This window comes from Citrobacter sp. wls710, assembly GCF_005281115.1.
GTDB classification, from domain to species: Bacteria; Pseudomonadota; Gammaproteobacteria; order Enterobacterales; family Enterobacteriaceae; genus Citrobacter; species Citrobacter werkmanii.
The window spans coordinates 149,801-166,360 of sequence record NZ_SZXD01000058.1; the positions used below are offsets into that span (position 1 = coordinate 149,801).

Here is a 16,560-nt window from a genome sequence, read left to right on the forward strand (position 1 = left end):
AGGATTATTTCAATGAACAGAAAAGTACTGGCTCTCGTAATTCCTGCCCTGCTGGCTGCAGGCGCGGCTCACGCTGCTGAAGTTTATAATAAAGACGGCAACAAATTAGATCTCTATGGCAAAGTAGACGGCCTGCATTACTTCTCTGACGACTCTTCTAAAGATGGCGATCAGACTTATATGCGTCTGGGCTTCAAAGGCGAAACCCAGATCAACGACCAGTTGGTTGGTTTCGGTCAGTGGGAATATCAGGTTAATGCTAACACTACAGAAAGCGATCATGGCAACAGCTTTACGCGTCTGGCCTTTGCCGGTCTGAAATTCGGCGACTACGGTTCATTCGACTACGGTCGTAACTACGGCGTACTGTACGACGTTGAAGGCTGGACCGATATGCTGCCAGAATTCGGCGGTGACTCTTACACTCAGTCAGATAACTTCATGACCGGCCGTGCAAACGGTGTTGCAACCTACCGTAACACCGACTTCTTCGGGCTGGTGGACGGTCTGAACTTTGCGTTGCAGTATCAGGGTAAAAACGAAAACCAAAGCCTTAACGATGATAACGTAGGTACTAATAACCGCAAAGATGGCGATGCACGTTACGACAATGGGGACGGTTTCGGTATCTCCTCTACCTACGATCTGGGTATGGGCGTAAGCTTCGGTGCCGCCTATACTTCTTCTGATCGTACTAACGAGCAGATCAATTCCTACAATGCAGGCGGCGACAAGGCTGACGCGTGGACTACCGGCCTGAAATACGACGCCAACAATATCTACCTGGCAACTATGTACTCCGAAACCCGTAACATGACTCCGTACGGCGACAGCGGTGTAGCCAACAAAACGCAGAACTTCGAAGTCACTGCACAGTACCAGTTCGACTTTGGTCTGCGTCCGGCAGTATCTTTCCTGATGTCTAAAGGTAAAGACCTGAACTCTACCGACGGCGACAAAGACCTGGTGAAATATGCTGACGTAGGTGCGACTTACTACTTCAACAAAAACATGTCCACCTATGTTGATTACAAAATCAACCTGCTGGACGAAGATGACAGCTTCTACACTCGTAACAACATCTCTACCGATGACGTTGTAGCTCTGGGTATGGTATACCAGTTCTGATTCGTCAGCCCGCCGGCAACGGCGGTTTATCCAGATCAAAACATTATATCTGTTGCTTCAAAACACATCCCTGATAGATGATATATTGCATAAAGACCTGTAGTAGAGGATACCTGCAATGAATCATCACCCTGTAAAATCATCCCGTATTGCATCCGTCGGTTATGACGAATCCTCCTGCACGCTTGAAATTCGCTTTCATCAATTGTCTACGCTGCAATACCAGCATGTGCCTGCCCGTATTTTTCGTGATTTCCTGAGCGTCGTCTCTAAAGGTCGATTTTATGATGGGGTAATAAAAGGAAAATTCCCTGAAATCAAAATAAAGTGATGCCAAAATGTGATCTTTGTCATTGTACATAAAGTGCCATTACGCGGTAAGCTTTAGATGGATACTTAAACAGGAGGTTTTATGAACAGAACGATTCTTGTACCCATCGATATTTCAGACTCAGAATTAACTCAACGCGTTATTGCCCATGTTGAAGCAGAAGCAAAAATTGACGATGCGCAGGTCCATTTTTTGACCGTTATTCCGTCACTGCCCTATTATGCTTCCCTGGGACTGGCCTACTCGGCAGAGTTGCCGGCCATGGACGATCTGAAAGCCGAAGCGAAATCTCAACTGGAAGAGATTATCAAGAAGTTCAATATCCCAACGGACAGAGTGCACGTTCATGTCGCGGAAGGTGCGCCGAAAGATAAAATTCTGGAGATGGCTAAAAAATTACCGGCTGATATGGTCATTATCGCTTCTCACCGACCTGACATCACCACTTACCTGCTGGGTTCTAACGCCGCAGCCGTGGTGCGTCATGCGGAGTGTTCAGTTCTGGTTGTCCGCTAAGCTGTCTGGCCCGCACATCGTGGCGGGCTTTTTGTTTTCCCCTTCATACCCCACGATTCCTGTCCTAAATGTGCTGACATTTTTCCCGCTTATCCGTACCATACACGCCACAGTTTTTATATCAGACTTCTTTTGCCGGACTATCCGGCGTGATGCATACTCTTCTGATGCCACAATATGAATTGAGCCTCTATTAAATGTCGCAAAATCAAGATATTAGCAAGAAAGAACAATACAACCTGAACAAATTGCAAAAACGTCTGCGTCGCAACGTGGGCGAAGCGATTGCCGACTTCAATATGATCGAAGACGGCGATCGCATTATGGTGTGCCTTTCCGGAGGGAAAGACAGCTATACCATGCTGGAGATCCTGCGTAATTTGCAGCAAAGCGCGCCGATCAGTTTTTCCTTAGTTGCGGTTAACCTCGATCAGAAACAACCTGGCTTCCCGGAGCATATTCTGCCGGAGTATCTGCAACAGTTGGGCGTTGAGTATAAAATCGTCGAAGAAAATACCTACGGGATCGTCAAAGATAAAATTCCTGAAGGTAAAACGACCTGCTCGCTCTGCTCTCGCCTGCGTCGCGGCATTCTGTACCGCACGGCAACCGAGTTAGGCGCCACCAAGATTGCGCTCGGCCACCATCGTGATGACATCCTGCAAACACTGTTTTTAAACATGTTCTACGGCGGGAAAATGAAAGGTATGCCGCCGAAGCTGATGAGTGATGATGGTAAGCACATCGTGATCCGTCCACTGGCCTACTGCCGTGAGAAAGATATTGAGCGTTTCTCTGAAGCGAAAGGTTTCCCGATTATTCCGTGTAACCTGTGTGGCTCACAGCCTAACCTGCAACGTCAGGTCATCGCCGACATGCTACGCGACTGGGACAAACGCTATCCAGGCCGCATTGAAACCATGTTCAGCGCAATGCAGAACGTTGTACCTTCTCATTTGAGTGATATCAATCTGTTCGATTTTAAAGGCATTAAACACGGCTCAGAAGTTGTGGACGGTGGTGATTTAGCGTTTGACCGCGAAGAGATCCCGCTGCAACCCGCGGGCTGGCAGCCAGAAGAGGATGATACCCAACTGGATGAGTTGCGCCTGAACGTTGTGGAAGTGAAGTAACTTATCATGCCAGATAAGCGGAGCGCCATCGGGCGCTCCAACGCGCATTTATTTCAATAAACGAACGCGGCAGGTCTTGCCTTTAATCTTTCCGTTTTGCAATTTTTTCCATGCCTTATGCGCCACAGTCTGGCGTACTGCGACATAGACATGCGCCGGATGGACGGCGATTTTGCCGATATCAGCCCCATCCAGACCAATGTCGCCGGTCAGAGCGCCGAGAACATCGCCGGGACGCATTTTAGCCTTTTTACCGCCATCAATGCACAACGTAGCCATCTCAGCTTCCAGCGGCAGGATTGAACCATTGCCTGGCGCAGGCAACCAGTTCAGTTTGAGTTGCAGCATTTCAGCCAGGATATTGGCACGTTGCGCTTCTTCCGGCGCGCAGAAACTAATCGCCAGACCGCTGTTACCAGCGCGAGCAGTACGTCCAATACGATGGACATGGACTTCAGGATCCCACGCCAGCTCGAAGTTAACCACCAGTTCCAACGACTTGATATCCAGACCACGCGCGGCCACATCGGTAGCAACCAGTACACGTGCGCTACCGTTGGCAAAACGTACCAGCGTCTGATCGCGATCGCGCTGTTCAAGATCACCATGCAACGAGAGTGCGCTTTGCCCTGCCGCATTCAGTGCGTCGCAAACGGCCTGGCAATCTTTTTTGGTATTACAAAAAACCACGCAGGATGCGGGCTGATGCTGACTGAGCAATTTTTGCAGTAGCGGGATTTTACCGTGGCTGGACGTTTCAAAAAATTGCTGTTCAATCGCCGGCAGCGCATCCACCGTATCAATTTCGATCGTGAGCGGATCTTTCTGTACCCGACCGCTGATGGCGGCAATCGCCTCCGGCCAGGTCGCAGAAAACAGTAACGTCTGACGTGACGCTGGTGCAAAGCGAATCACCTCATCAATCGCATCGCTAAAGCCCATATCCAGCATGCGGTCGGCTTCATCCATCACCAGCGTATTCAGAGCGTCCAGAGAAACGGTGCCCTTTTGCAGGTGGTCAAGTAAACGCCCAGGCGTGGCGACAATAATATGTGGCGCATGTTGTAGGGAGTCACGCTGTGCGCCAAAGGGCTGCCCGCCGCACAGGGTTAAGATCTTGGTATTTGGCAGAAAGCGCGCTAAACGACGCAGTTCCCCTGCCACCTGGTCGGCAAGCTCACGCGTTGGGCACAGCACCAGAGACTGCGTCTGAAACAGCGCGGCATCAATATGCTGCAACAATCCAAGACCAAAAGCAGCCGTTTTGCCACTGCCGGTTTTAGCCTGCACGCGAACATCTCTCCCCGCCAGGATTGCCGGTAACGCAGCAGCCTGAACAGGCGTCATTTCAAGGTAGCCCAGCTCGTTGAGGTTCTCGAGTTGGGCGGCAGGTAAAACATTCAGGGTCGAAAAAGCGGTCACAATTTAATCTCGCGGTAAAAACTCACATTCAGCAGGCGCGTATCCTCGCAGATCTGCGCTCGCGATGCGACAATTTAATCGGCTCTTCATCCGGGGGCGGATCCGGCATAGGCTGCGGACGAGGTAGCGGATCGGGAACAGGAACCGGGTCGGTGGGTAGCGAATCAGCGTTTAGTACTTGCCGCTGTAGCATTGCAATCAGACAGGTCATATAGCCCTCCAGTCATCAGGTTGACTCTTTTAGGGTAGACGCTGATTTCCTGCAGGCAAAAAAAAGCCGACTAATCTAAGTCGGCGTCGTACGAATCAATTGTGCTATGCAGTAATTCAAAAAAGGAAGTAAGACAATATGGAGCGCAACGCCCATCGCTTGACGTTGCATTCACCTGCGAGTGAGATATTGCCCCGAATAGGTAGATGGTTTATTGACTTCGCTCAAAAACCTGCCCGTTTTCATGCGCAAAAGTCGCTAAAAAATGTTGTTGTTACAACCATTTACTACGATGCAACCATAAAGTAACACCACCAATCAGGACCACTAACAGAATACAGAAAAGTGAGAAGCCAAACTGCCAGCCTCCGCCGGGGATACCACCGAGGTTAACGCCAAATAGCCCGGTTAAAAATGTACTGGGTAGAAAAACCATCGCCATCAAGGACATTGTATAGGTGCGGCGCGCCAGAGACTCCTGCATAACCTGCGCAATTTCGTCCGCCATGATACCGGTCCGGGCGATACAGGCGTCTATCTCATCCAGCCCTCTTCCCAGCCTGTCGGCGATATCCTGCATCCGTCGCCGATGATCGTCGGTCATCCAGGCTAAACGCTCACTCGCCAGGCGCGCATAGACATCCCGCTGAGGCGCCATATAGCGGCGCATCACAATCAGTTGCTTGCGCAGTAATGCCAGGAATCCGCGTGGGGGGATTTGCTGATCGAGCAGGTTATCTTCCAGGTCTATAATCTTGTCGTGCAGTTGCTCGATAAACTCGCTGGCATGATCGGTTAACGCATCGCAGACATCCACCAGCCAGCTACCGCAGTCAGCCGGCCCTGTACCTTCCTGGAGATCGCTGACCACATCATCCAGTGCCAGTACTTTGCGCTGGCGCGTTGAGACAATCAGACGTTCATCCATATATAGGCGCATAGCGACCAGCTGATCAGGTCGCTCGTCGGTGCTGCCATTAATACAGCGCAGCGTGATCAACGTACCTTCCCCGACTCTGCTTACGCGTGGACGCGTACTTTCACCCGCCAGCGCATCACGCACATTATTAGGAAGCAGAGGCGTGGTCGCCAGCCATTGCGCACTTTCAGAATGGGTATAATTAAGATGCAGCCAGCAGGGATGCTGAGCGTCGATAACATCGTTATTTTCCAGCGGTTTCACCCCACCACGGCCATCCAGCAGCCAAGCAAACACGGCATCTGGCACATTAACATCCGTTCCCTTAATGGCTTCCACAACGCCTCCACAAACATTCAGCTTTTTTCGATAGTCTAGCCGTCAGAATAGGTTAAGCAATATCTCATTGTCCCATTGCGCTGAAATGATTCATAAAAGTATCCGATAACAGAAAAAGCGTCGACGAATGCGACGCTTGTGGTGAGAGAGAGCCTGTTATGCTCGCTGGTGTATTGCGGGCTCAAGTGTCTTACTTAAGCGAAATTGATGGGTCCGGGACTGGAGATCAATAACCTGGTTTTTCAGGATGCCAGAGGAATCAGAAAGCTCATCCACCATAACGGCATTACTTTGCGTTACGTTCTCCAGTTCGGCCAGAGCATGCGTGATCCTGATGATCCCTTTCTCCTGTTCCTGGGTAGTTGTTAATATCTCGCCCATTAACTGGCTTAATTGCCCGGCGCCCCCGACGATATCCTGCATATTTTTTTCTGCTTCGCGTACGATAGCCGCGCCTTGCTGAACATTTTGATGAGTCTGGGCAATCAGCTGTTTAATATTTTTAGCTGCATCTGCGCTACGGTGCGCCAGCTTTCTTACCTCACCGGCCACCACGGAAAACCCTTTGCCATGTTCCCCGGCCCTCGCCGCTTCCACAGCTGCATTCAATGCCAGAATATTTGTCTGGAATGCGATACCATCTATCAGCGTAATAATTTCAGTCATCTGTTCCGCGCATTCGGTGATTGATCGCATATTTGTCGCCACCTGCACCATTAATTCGCCCCCCTGTCGGGCGCACTGCGTAGCAATTGTCGCCTGGGCGCTGGCTATTTGCGTGTTATCAGCATTGTTTCGCGTATTCACCGCGATCTCATCCATGTTGGCAGCCGTCTGCATTAATGCTCCGGATTGCTGTTCTGTTTTCACTGAAAGCTCGGCGCTACGTTCTGCAAGCTGTTCTGAGAGCGCCATCGCCGTTTGTGAAGATATCCTTATCTCATTCACAAGTGTTGAAATATTACTGGATAAGCTATTGATGCCCGGAATAAGTCTACCCGCGCAGTTATTACCAAATTCTGGAATGCTGATCGCCAGATTCCCGGATGTAACCTCTTCAATACTTCTTTTAACCGTATTAATCGGCATTACCAGATATTTGGTCATATACCCCCACAGACATACTATAGAAATAAAGCTTACTAAGTTGGTACCAATAATAACATCAACGCTGGCTGAAAGTATTATTTCCACCACATTGAGAGCCACTGCCGTAATCACCAAAAATAAAACAATAAAGGTCCTGACGCTAATATCATTTAACATTTTAGCCCTGTTTACCAAGAAAACGAGGAGAATATTATTTTTTATAGCACCTGCCATATAAATTGCCATAGCCCGGATACGAAAAGTGAATATTCAATAAGAGTCGATAACCTTTTTACTTAAAGCACACAATGGCGCTATTTATTTGCCTTAATCCAGTGATTTACTCCACCAAAGGTGATGGCCAGGTTTGTTATCAGATTATTGTGATGGTGAGCACGCAGCGAATGTAAAACGTACAGAGTTATAATTATCATGAATACATATATAAGCACTATTGCAGCATTCTTAATATTTTGTGGTTCTAACTAATACACAGTGTAAAAATATGAGTACAGTCAAGGTGGCGATCTCTGGCTGACATTGAGCTGCCTTCTGGCGATTATCTGGTGGCGTGACCCAATGTATGGGGATCACCATTTTTGTTGATGATTCCAGCCCCATTCATTCAAATATATTGATGTTGAAACCGCGTCTGGCACTAGAATTAAAAATTGAAAGTATATTTTAGCGATAACGGTAAACATGCCAAAATAGTGTCTACTATTATTGGCATAGCCAGTACCATGAATTGCAACCAACATCAAAAAAAACCAGTTGTACCCCCTTGTCTCACCGACAATCAAAACATTATGAGACGGTAATATAAAAAATTCGCCATTAAATGGGCAACACAGCAGATAAGATAACGGGATTATCGATGAATATAACCGCGCTGCATTCATTGGATTTATTAACTCTTCCGGTTTGGATAGTTTCACCACATACCGAAGAACTTGTGTTCGCAAATGCCGTTGCACGGGAGCTAATGCAGGATCCCTGTTTTTCTCCACTGCGAAAAGGCATATTCTCAACATATGCACAAAATGATTTAACCATGTATCTCAGCGACTTGAAAAATCATCACTATATTGTGGAAATTCTCACGGTTTATCGCAACGGTGAGGAAACTGCGATGGCCAGCCGCCTGTCCATTAACTCGCTCCCGGATATTGGCGATATCATCGTTTTCGAAGGCATTGAAACACCGACCGCGCAGGGACTGAAAGCCAGTCGTTCTGCGAACTATCAGCGAAACAAGCAGGGATTTTACGCGCGCTTCTTCCAGACTAATTCCGCGCCGATGTTACTTATCGATCCATCTCGAGATGGTTTGATCGTCGATGCGAATCTCAGTGCCCTGAATTTTTATGGTTACAGCCATGATGTGATGTGCCAGAAACATACATGGGAAATCAACATGCTGGGCCGTCATATCCTACCGGTGATGCATGAAATCGCCCATCTGCCCGGCGGCCATAAGCCCTTGCATTTTGTTCATAAGCTTGCTGATGGTTCCTCACGTCACGTACAAACTTATGCCGGGCCGATAGAAATCTATGGCAATAAGCTCATGCTGTGCATCATTCATGACATTACCGAACAAAAAAGGCTGGAGCAGGAACTTGAACAAGCGGCCCTGCGTGATGCCCTGACCGGATTACTGAACCGCCGACATTTTTATCAGGTAACCGAACCGCAACAGACGCACGCGATGTCATTAACGCAGGACTACAGCCTGCTGTTAATCGACACCGATCGCTTTAAAAGCATTAACGATCTCTTCGGTCATTTAAGAGGTGACGATGTGCTTTGCGCTCTGGCACGAACGCTGGAGTCCTGTGCAAGAAAGGACGACCTGATTTTTCGCTGGGGAGGTGAAGAATTTGTGCTCCTTCTGCCACGAACCTCACTGGAGGTTGCCCTTAATCTCGCAGAAGTAATACGCGCGGCGGTGGCCAAGGTGACGCTCCCTGGCCTTCCCCGCTTTACCGTCAGCATCGGCGTTGCGCGGCACGAAACGAATGAAAGCATCGATGAGCTATTCAAACGCGTTGACGACGCGCTGTACAAAGCCAAAAACGAAGGGCGGAACCGGGTGCTGGCCGCCTGATGTTTATGTCGGTCAGCGACTGCGCTTAGCATGACGCTCCCAGTTATCCTGTTTTGCCTGCGCGGTTTTACGTAATGCCACATAGCATGCCCCGCTGCCGCCGTGATGCGGCAGTGCGGCACAGTAGGCTTGTACATCTTCAAATTCCGTCAGCCAACGCGCTACATAGCTGCGAACAATGTTGGCATGAGAGTTATCGTCGCGCCCCTTGCCGTGTATCACCAGCACGTTACGCAATCCTTCTTGCTGTGCCTGCAGAATAAAACTGAAGAGCATCTGACGGCAGGTTTCAACGGGCTGACGGACGAGATTGAGACTCGCCTGCTGCGGATATTTGCCGGTTCGTAGCTTGTCAGTCACGCCGTGCTGCAAACCTTCGCGACGAAATTCCAATGGTACGCTTAACGGGACAATATCGAGAAAACCCGTCGAGAGAAAATTATCCAATTGGAGCGTATCAATACGTGCCGGAGCGCGGAGATTGCGCGTGGGCTGCCAGTGCACCTCGGTGCAGCCTTTCAGCGGTTGAACATCCCCCATCGCGTCAAGAAACAACGATGCGTCATCAAGGTTCATGTTTCATCCTCCAGCGTATTACGACGGGTCTTATCATAACCGCGCACTGTTATACCGACAACGGTTTACGATTATTTCCAATAATTCACCAGATTCACGCCGTGAAAGCGATCTACTTCCAACAAACTGATATCCATTTTTAGAGGTATAGCTGCGACGATAACTGGCGTGATAATGTGTCACCTTGCCTGTAATGCTGTAATGAGAGAAACGGATGCTGAACTTACTGGAAGACACCATCGCCACACCGTTGGGCCCGCTGTGGATTATTTGCGATGAGCAATTTCGTCTGCGCGCGGTCGAATGGGATCAACACAGCGATCGTATGGTGCAGTTGCTGGACATTCATTATCGCGCTGAAGGTTATCAGCGTATCGCTGCCAAAAACCCTGGCGGATTGAGTGATAAGCTGGCTGAATATTTTGCCGGAAACCTTAGCATTATTGACACACTGGAAACCGCCACCGCGGGGACACCTTTCCAGCGTGAAGTCTGGCAAGCGTTACGTACCATTCCCTGTGGACAGGTCATGCATTATGGTCAACTGGCCGAACAACTGGGACGTCCTGGTGCTGCCAGAGCCGTCGGGGCGGCGAATGGATCAAACCCGGTAAGCATTGTCGTCCCTTGTCATCGCGTCATTGGGCGTAACGGTACCATGACCGGATATGCCGGTGGTGTGCAACGAAAAGAGTGGCTATTGCGTCATGAGGGCTATTTGCTACTCTAGAATCTAGGCAATTAATGCCTTATTCATCACACTTCCACATAATACAGCCTTAAATAAAGTGCGGTTAATCAGGTAGATACAAACATTCAACCCAGTTATGCCTGAATTATTCTCTATTGGGAGTAGCTCAGGCTTACGTGCTCACCAAAAAGATGTTAAAATTGACAAATATCAATTACGGCTTGAGCAGACCTATGATCCCGGAAAAGCGAATTATACGGCGCATTCAGTCTGGCGGTTGTGCTATCCATTGCCAGGATTGCAGCATCAGCCAGCTTTGCATCCCGTTCACACTTAACGAGCATGAGCTTGACCAGCTCGATAACATCATCGAGCGCAAAAAGCCTATCCAAAAGGGGCAGACGCTCTTTAAAGCAGGTGATGAGCTTAAATCACTTTATGCTATCCGCTCCGGAACGATTAAAAGCTATACCATTACCGAGCAAGGCGATGAGCAAATCACCGGTTTCCATCTGGCAGGTGACCTGGTAGGTTTTGACGCGATTGGCAGCGGTCATCACCCCAGCTTTGCCCAGGCGCTGGAAACCTCAATGGTATGCGAGATTCCTTTCGAAACTCTGGATGACCTGTCCGGCAAAATGCCGAATCTGCGTCAACAGATGATGCGTCTGATGAGTGGCGAAATCAAAGGCGACCAGGACATGATCCTGCTGTTGTCGAAGAAAAACGCTGAAGAACGCCTGGCGGCCTTTATCTACAATTTGTCCCGCCGCTTCGCCCAGCGTGGATTCTCGCCTCGTGAATTCCGCCTGACCATGACCCGTGGCGACATCGGTAACTACCTCGGTCTGACGGTTGAAACAATTAGCCGTCTGCTGGGTCGTTTCCAGAAAAGCGGTATGCTGGCGGTAAAAGGCAAATATATCACTATTGAGAATAGCGACGCTCTGGCAGTTCTTGCTGGTCACACGCGTAACGTTGCATAATCGTTCTGCAAATATCTCTGTTATCCTTCTGTCAAATCACTAAATTTTCCCGATTTATTGATCTGGCAGGAGGTTCTCCCCTGTTTCAATCCACATTATTGGGTTACTCTTTTAATTACAAACTGCGATGACAGTTGTAAGGAGACCCTGTATGGCTATGTATAAAAATATGCTGGTCGTCATCGACCCTAACCAGGACGATCAACCAGCATTACGGCGAGCTGTTTATTTGCATCAACGGATTGGTGGCAAAATTAAAGCCTTTTTGCCGATCTACGACTTTTCCTATGAGATGACCACCCTGCTGTCGCCCGATGAGCGTACGGCAATGCGTCAGGGTGTCATCAGCCAGCGAACGGCGTGGATACGTGAACAAGCGAAATACTACATCGAAGCAGGGATCCCTCTTGAGATAAAAGTAGTCTGGCACAACCGCCCCTTTGAAGCCATCATCCAGGAAGTCATCAGCGCCAGGCATGATCTGGTGCTAAAAATGGCGCACCAACACGACCGTCTGGAAGCCGTGATTTTCACCCCGACCGACTGGCATTTATTGCGTAAATGTCCAAGCCCGGTGTGGATGGTTAAAGACCAGCCGTGGCCTGAGGGCGGTAAAGCGCTGGTTGCGGTGAACCTCGCCAGTGAAGAGGCCTATCACAACTCCCTCAATGAAAAACTGGTTAAAGAAACGCTGCAACTGGCGGAACAGGTTAACCATACCGAAGTGCATTTGGTTGGCGCCTACCCTGTTACCCCCATCAACATTGCGATTGAACTCCCTGAATTTGATCCCAGCGTATATAACGATGCGATCCGTGGACAGCATCTGCTGGCCATGAAAGCCTTACGCCAGAAATTCAGTATCGATGAGAAAGTAACGCATGTTGAAAAGGGATTACCTGAAGAGGTTATTCCTGATTTAGCCGAACACTTACAGGCGGGCATCGTGGTCCTGGGCACCGTTGGACGTACCGGCATCTCTGCCGCGTTCCTGGGAAATACCGCGGAACAGGTTATCGATCATCTACGCTGTGACCTGCTGGTTATCAAGCCGGATCAGTATCAGACGCCCGTTGAGCTGGACGACGACGAAGACGACTAACCACACCATACAATGCCGGATGGATATTCATCCGGCATAACAAATAATTAGTGTTTCTCGTCGCCACCGAGGAAGTAGATGCCCAGAGGGATGGCAAGCAGAATGGTAAACACCATGCTGTAGACACAAATCATTGCAGATTGAATGGCATACATTGAGGCGGTCCAGTCGGATAGCGGAATGCCATACTGTTCAATAACGCCGCCGATCGTCGCTCGCGTGACTACCGATGCAGCGATAATAAACACCCCAAGCAGGCACAACAAAAACTTTCGTCCCTTCGCTGTCTTCAGCTTAGCCATGATCATAGTACTGTCCTTTTGCAGATGAAAAGCTTGTTACTTTGCGCTAACAATACCATGACATCAACTTACTGTCTGCTACATAACGCTCCTTCACGAGTGACACCTGCGCGATTGCGCTGAAATTAGCGCTGATTGCATTATTTCTCTCGCCCTTTGGTTAATGATCTGAGCGCCAAAACTGCGTAAAATATCCGATGAGCAGAATGTCAGATGATATTTAGCAACCACGGAGCTGCCAGGAAGGATCATGATCGCTGAACTGTTTATGAATAATGCGTTTAATTTGACGGTAATTCTCAGTTGTTTTACCGCACTGGTGCTGATGAGCGTTTGGTTTCACCGTGGCGAAAGACGTTGCAAAGGATTCATATTTCATGCGGCACAATTTTTCGTCTATGCCATTATCATTGGAACGTTCGGCAGTATTGCCAATAACGTGATCGAGAGTTACAACCTGAAATTTATCTCTCCCAGCGTAGTCGATTTTATCTGCACCTCGTTGATTGCGCTGATTCTGACGATCAAACTCTTTCTGGTGATTAATCAGTTTGAAAAAACGCAGATTAATAAAGGCAGAGATATTACCAGCGCGAGGATCCTGTCGCGGATCATTAAGATTACCATCGTGGTCGCCATCATTTTGCTGTATGGCGAACATTTCGGCATGAGCTTATCTGGTCTGCTAACCTTTGGCGGCATCGGTGGTATCGCTGTAGGTATGGCAGGTAAAGACATCCTGAGCAATTTTTTCTCCGGCATTATGCTCTATTTCGACAGACCGTTTAGCATCGGCGACTGGATCCGTTCCCCGGACCGTAATATTGAAGGCACTGTGACAGAAATTGGCTGGCGAATGACCAAAATTAACACCTTCGATCATCGTCCGTTATATGTACCCAACTCGATTTTCTCCTCTATCAGCGTAGAAAATCCAGGGCGTATGACCAACAGAAGAATCAAAACGGTGATCGGGTTACGATATGAAGATGCCGATAAAATTGAGGCTGTTGTCGAGGCGGTCAGGCAAATGCTGCAAAATCATCCAGGGATAGACCAGAAGCAAACGCTACTGGTCTATTTCAATGAATTTGCAGATTCATCATTAAATATCATGGTGTATTGCTTCACGAAAACTACCGTATGGCAGGAATGGCTTACAGTACAACAAGACGTTTATTTGAAAATTATTTCGATAGTCCAGGCAAACGGCGCCGACTTTGCATTCCCCAGCCAGACGCTGTATATGGATAATCCTGAAGTATCGCCATCGGCACACTAACAAAAAGTAAAGACGCGGAAATCCGCGTCTTTTTTACCGTTATTTCAGCGAGGCAATATCAATTACAAAGCGGTATTTCACATCGCTTTTCAACATCCGCTGCCAGGCGTTATTAATATCCTGAATATTGATCACTTCGACATCGGCTGTAATACCGTGCTGGCCGCAAAAATCCAACATCTCCTGCGTTTCTGCAATCCCGCCGATAACCGACCCCGCAACAGATTTCCGCCCGAGAATCAGGGGAACCGTATTCAGGAACGGATCCAACGCGCCCAGATAGCCAACCAGCACCAGCGTACCGCTTAGCGCCAACGTTGGGATATAGGGATTCAGGTCATGAACGTACGGGACAGTATCAATAATCAGGTCAAACTGATTAGCTGCGGCCTTCATCTGCTCAGGGTCAGTGGAAAGCACAACGTGACTGGCACCCAGACGTCTGGCATCTGCTTCTTTGCCCGGCGAACGCGTGAACAGCGTAACTTCAGCCCCCAACGCATTAGCGAGTTTGATGGCCATATGCCCAAGGCCGCCCAACCCAACAACCGCGACTTTACTGCCCTCACCAACCTGCCAGTGACGCAGCGGCGACCATGTGGTGATCCCGGCACAAAGCAGCGGCGCGGCACCGCGTAAATCTATCCCTTCTGGCACCTTCACCACAAACTTTTCGGTAACGACAATCTTGTCGGAATAGCCCCCGAAGGTAGGCAGCCCGTCATGACGATCGATATCGTTATACGTGAGCGTGTTACCCTCTTCGCAATATTGCTCCAGCCCCTGTTTGCAGGCGCTACAATGCTGGCATGAGTCAACCATACAGCCAACCCCGGCGAGATCGCCTACGGCAAATTTGGTCACCGACTTCCCGACATGCACCACACGGCCAATGATTTCGTGTCCCGGAACCATCGGATACTTAGCGCTGCCCCAGTCATTATAGGCGTTGTGGATATCTGAGTGGCAAACACCGCTATACAAGATATCAATCACCACATCATCTTCGCGCGGATCGCGACGAACAAAGCTGTGTGGAACTAAATCTTCTTTCACCGCCAGAGCGGCATAACCCTTCACGTTCATGACCATTATGATTTCCTCAGGGATTAGGTACTACCTTAACCAGCATTCATAAGCGACATTCATCAAGAACCGCGCGGGCATTAGTCGCGATCTCAGCACCACAATGCTGTTCAAGTATTGCAATAAATTCAATCAGTTGATCAGTAGTCATACCGATATTCAGACTGATAGCAAAATGGCTCTTCAGTTGACTGTTCACACCGCCTAATACCGCTAACGCAGAAACCGTCGCCAGCTCCCGCATCTTCCAGTTAAGGACGTCACGCTGAAAAATATCGCCAAATAAATGTGCCTTTAGCCAGACATCAATGACAGGGGCAAAGTCGAACAGCGGCCCACTGACCTGATGCCCAACGAGCTGGGTCTGTGTGCGACTCCCCGCCTGGAAGCTGTCCCAGCCCTCCGTCGGCGGCGTGGCCGGATTTCCCTCTGCGTCGGTAATTCCTCTTTCTCTACGGCGTTTAACCACAGACATTAAACAAGCAAGTCCGTTCAGGCTGCGGGGGAAACCGCAGTAAGCATAAAGCTGTTGTAGAATTTCCTTCACTTCATTGAGGGTGAGTCCCGCATCCAGCCCGGCATTCAACGCCGCGTCCAGGTTTTCGCCCTGGCCTGTAGCGGTAAACGCGGCAATAGGTATGATTGCCTGCTGTCTGGCATCCAGTTGATGTTGCATGTATGACTCTCCAAAATAACGCCAGCGTACTGCCGCCGGATACTGAAAACAGTAAAATTATAGAGGCCTAACGCACCGCTGATTAGAGGATTAAATAAGAACGAACCTATGAACAATACTCATCAATGATCAGTCCCCGATGCCATTTATCAGCAGGGAAATTTGTACAACGTTAGGCAACAATCTCAATTAAATTGCCGTCAGGATCTTGTATTACCGCTTCGTAATAGCCATCACCGGTGGTTCGTGGAGCAGAAATTAAAATCCCCTGTTCCTGCGCGAGTCTCGCGATGGCATCAACTTTTTCCGCGCAGCCTGCGGAGAGCGCAAGGTGTACCCATCCACAGGTGTTATTGTCTGGCTGTCGTCTTGTAAGGCCCGGTTTGGTCATTATTTCAATCGCAACCTCATCGCCAATACGAACAAAATAAGATTCAAATCCAGGATTGGTTTTACTGCAGTATTTTTCGTTAATCTTGCCGTCAAAGAACGTGACCCAGAAACGAGCTTGCTGCTCGAGATCCTGTGTCCATAAAGCCATATGCGCAATCTTCATCACGAACCTCTTCTCGTAGTATTCCGAACAATACGTTCTCAAGGGTGTTGACATCGTTAATCATCATGCACGATCATGCTCATTATTGCTCGTTATTTGTTTTAT

At 48.9% G+C, this 16,560-nt stretch carries 17 protein-coding genes and 1 pseudogene; 9 read left to right on the forward strand and 9 right to left on the reverse strand.

Going from position 1 to position 16,560, the window contains the following annotated elements; genetic code table 11:
- The first annotated feature begins 12 nt into the window (after positions 1-12).
- From ompC to ttcA, 4 genes are all read left to right on the forward strand, one after another.
- The gene (ompC, locus tag FDX14_RS22225; RefSeq protein ID WP_137350268.1) at positions 13-1,128 is read left to right on the forward strand and encodes a porin OmpC; all 1,116 of its coding nucleotides are present in this window, start codon (positions 13-15) and stop codon (positions 1,126-1,128) included.
- 118 nt (positions 1,129-1,246) lie between these two features.
- A complete protein-coding gene (locus FDX14_RS22230; protein ID WP_069324961.1) occupies positions 1,247-1,459 on the forward strand; it encodes a KTSC domain-containing protein in 213 nt (70 codons plus the stop codon).
- Positions 1,460-1,540: 81 nt separating this feature from the next.
- Positions 1,541-1,975: a universal stress protein UspF gene (gene uspF / locus FDX14_RS22235; RefSeq protein ID WP_006684401.1), complete on the forward strand. Its 435-nt coding sequence runs from the start codon at positions 1,541-1,543 to the stop codon at positions 1,973-1,975.
- Positions 1,976-2,172: 197 nt separating this feature from the next.
- Entirely contained in the window at positions 2,173-3,108 is a 936-nt protein-coding gene (gene ttcA / locus FDX14_RS22240) for a tRNA 2-thiocytidine(32) synthetase TtcA (protein ID WP_042308186.1), read from the forward strand.
- Positions 3,109-3,156: 48 nt separating this feature from the next.
- Here ttcA and dbpA read toward each other — a convergent pair whose 3' ends face one another.
- From dbpA to FDX14_RS22260, 4 genes are all read right to left on the reverse strand, one after another.
- Complete coding sequence (gene dbpA / locus FDX14_RS22245) at positions 3,157-4,530, reverse strand: ATP-dependent RNA helicase DbpA (RefSeq protein WP_042308184.1); 1,374 nt, start codon at positions 4,528-4,530, stop codon at positions 3,157-3,159.
- A 28-nt stretch (positions 4,531-4,558) separates the two neighbouring features.
- Positions 4,559-4,741 carry a proline-rich small protein YnaL gene (ynaL, locus tag FDX14_RS22250; RefSeq protein ID WP_072014740.1) on the reverse strand — a complete coding sequence of 61 codons (183 nt, stop codon included), beginning with the start codon at positions 4,739-4,741 and terminating at the stop codon, positions 4,559-4,561.
- 274 nt (positions 4,742-5,015) lie between these two features.
- Positions 5,016-5,999, reverse strand: coding sequence for a zinc transporter ZntB (zntB, locus tag FDX14_RS22255; protein WP_042308182.1), 984 nt, complete (start codon positions 5,997-5,999; stop codon positions 5,016-5,018).
- 156 nt (positions 6,000-6,155) lie between these two features.
- Entirely contained in the window at positions 6,156-7,265 is a 1,110-nt protein-coding gene (locus tag FDX14_RS22260) for a methyl-accepting chemotaxis protein (protein WP_137350301.1), read from the reverse strand.
- Between the two features lie 700 nt (positions 7,266-7,965).
- Here FDX14_RS22260 and FDX14_RS22265 point away from each other — a divergent pair.
- The gene (locus FDX14_RS22265) at positions 7,966-9,198 is read left to right on the forward strand and encodes a GGDEF domain-containing protein (RefSeq protein WP_079224040.1); all 1,233 of its coding nucleotides are present in this window, start codon (positions 7,966-7,968) and stop codon (positions 9,196-9,198) included.
- Between the two features lie 12 nt (positions 9,199-9,210).
- Here the strand turns inward: FDX14_RS22265 and smrA are convergent, their stop codons facing one another.
- Entirely contained in the window at positions 9,211-9,774 is a 564-nt protein-coding gene (smrA, locus tag FDX14_RS22270) for a DNA endonuclease SmrA (protein WP_042308178.1), read from the reverse strand.
- Positions 9,775-9,988: 214 nt separating this feature from the next.
- On the opposite strand from smrA, the gene ogt reads away from it, so the two are divergent.
- From ogt to uspE, 3 genes are all read left to right on the forward strand, one after another.
- Positions 9,989-10,504, forward strand: a complete 516-nt coding sequence (gene ogt / locus FDX14_RS22275) for a methylated-DNA--[protein]-cysteine S-methyltransferase (RefSeq protein WP_038640835.1) — start codon at positions 9,989-9,991, stop codon at positions 10,502-10,504.
- Positions 10,505-10,698: 194 nt separating this feature from the next.
- Complete coding sequence (gene fnr / locus FDX14_RS22280) at positions 10,699-11,451, forward strand: fumarate/nitrate reduction transcriptional regulator Fnr (RefSeq protein WP_003020397.1); 753 nt, start codon at positions 10,699-10,701, stop codon at positions 11,449-11,451.
- Positions 11,452-11,602: 151 nt separating this feature from the next.
- Positions 11,603-12,553, forward strand: coding sequence for a universal stress protein UspE (gene uspE / locus FDX14_RS22285; RefSeq protein WP_042308175.1), 951 nt, complete (start codon positions 11,603-11,605; stop codon positions 12,551-12,553).
- Between the two features lie 47 nt (positions 12,554-12,600).
- Here the strand turns inward: uspE and FDX14_RS22290 are convergent, their stop codons facing one another.
- Positions 12,601-12,861 (reverse strand): DUF2534 family protein, encoded by a 261-nt coding sequence (locus FDX14_RS22290; protein ID WP_042308173.1) that lies wholly within the window; start codon positions 12,859-12,861, stop codon positions 12,601-12,603.
- Between the two features lie 244 nt (positions 12,862-13,105).
- Between FDX14_RS22290 and FDX14_RS22295 the strand changes: the two genes are divergently transcribed.
- The gene (locus FDX14_RS22295) at positions 13,106-14,137 is read left to right on the forward strand and encodes a mechanosensitive ion channel family protein (protein WP_042308171.1); all 1,032 of its coding nucleotides are present in this window, start codon (positions 13,106-13,108) and stop codon (positions 14,135-14,137) included.
- Between the two features lie 39 nt (positions 14,138-14,176).
- On the opposite strand, the gene FDX14_RS22300 is transcribed toward FDX14_RS22295, so the two are convergent.
- The 3 genes and pseudogenes from FDX14_RS22300 to FDX14_RS22310 form a co-directional block, all read right to left on the reverse strand.
- Positions 14,177-15,229 (reverse strand): NAD(P)-dependent alcohol dehydrogenase, encoded by a 1,053-nt coding sequence (locus tag FDX14_RS22300; protein WP_042308170.1) that lies wholly within the window; start codon positions 15,227-15,229, stop codon positions 14,177-14,179.
- 40 nt (positions 15,230-15,269) lie between these two features.
- Positions 15,270-15,914, reverse strand: a pseudogene (locus FDX14_RS22305) (carboxymuconolactone decarboxylase family protein); the annotation flags it as partial.
- Between the two features lie 157 nt (positions 15,915-16,071).
- Positions 16,072-16,455, reverse strand: a complete 384-nt coding sequence (locus FDX14_RS22310; RefSeq protein ID WP_042308166.1) for a VOC family protein — start codon at positions 16,453-16,455, stop codon at positions 16,072-16,074.
- Positions 16,456-16,560: the final 105 nt, after the last annotated feature.

Excerpts from the sequence above, each read along its gene's own strand:
- uspF (WP_006684401.1), top strand. The coding sequence starts at position 1,541 with ATGAACAGAACGATTCTTGTACCCATCGATATTTCAGACTCAGAATTA.
- FDX14_RS22300 (WP_042308170.1), bottom strand. The coding sequence starts at position 15,229 with ATGGTCATGAACGTGAAGGGTTATGCCGCTCTGGCGGTGAAAGAAGAT.
- FDX14_RS22260 (WP_137350301.1), bottom strand. The coding sequence starts at position 7,265 with ATGTTAAATGATATTAGCGTCAGGACCTTTATTGTTTTATTTTTGGTG.
- ogt (WP_038640835.1), top strand. The coding sequence starts at position 9,989 with ATGCTGAACTTACTGGAAGACACCATCGCCACACCGTTGGGCCCGCTG.
- smrA (WP_042308178.1), bottom strand. The coding sequence starts at position 9,774 with ATGAACCTTGATGACGCATCGTTGTTTCTTGACGCGATGGGGGATGTT.
- ynaL (WP_072014740.1), bottom strand. The coding sequence starts at position 4,741 with ATGACCTGTCTGATTGCAATGCTACAGCGGCAAGTACTAAACGCTGAT.
- ttcA (WP_042308186.1), top strand. The coding sequence starts at position 2,173 with ATGTCGCAAAATCAAGATATTAGCAAGAAAGAACAATACAACCTGAAC.
- FDX14_RS22310 (WP_042308166.1), bottom strand. The coding sequence starts at position 16,455 with ATGAAGATTGCGCATATGGCTTTATGGACACAGGATCTCGAGCAGCAA.
- FDX14_RS22265 (WP_079224040.1), top strand. The coding sequence starts at position 7,966 with ATGAATATAACCGCGCTGCATTCATTGGATTTATTAACTCTTCCGGTT.
- FDX14_RS22230 (WP_069324961.1), top strand. The coding sequence starts at position 1,247 with ATGAATCATCACCCTGTAAAATCATCCCGTATTGCATCCGTCGGTTAT.
- uspE (WP_042308175.1), top strand. The coding sequence starts at position 11,603 with ATGGCTATGTATAAAAATATGCTGGTCGTCATCGACCCTAACCAGGAC.
- ompC (WP_137350268.1), top strand. The coding sequence starts at position 13 with ATGAACAGAAAAGTACTGGCTCTCGTAATTCCTGCCCTGCTGGCTGCA.
- fnr (WP_003020397.1), top strand. The coding sequence starts at position 10,699 with ATGATCCCGGAAAAGCGAATTATACGGCGCATTCAGTCTGGCGGTTGT.
- FDX14_RS22295 (WP_042308171.1), top strand. The coding sequence starts at position 13,106 with ATGATCGCTGAACTGTTTATGAATAATGCGTTTAATTTGACGGTAATT.
- FDX14_RS22290 (WP_042308173.1), bottom strand. The coding sequence starts at position 12,861 with ATGATCATGGCTAAGCTGAAGACAGCGAAGGGACGAAAGTTTTTGTTG.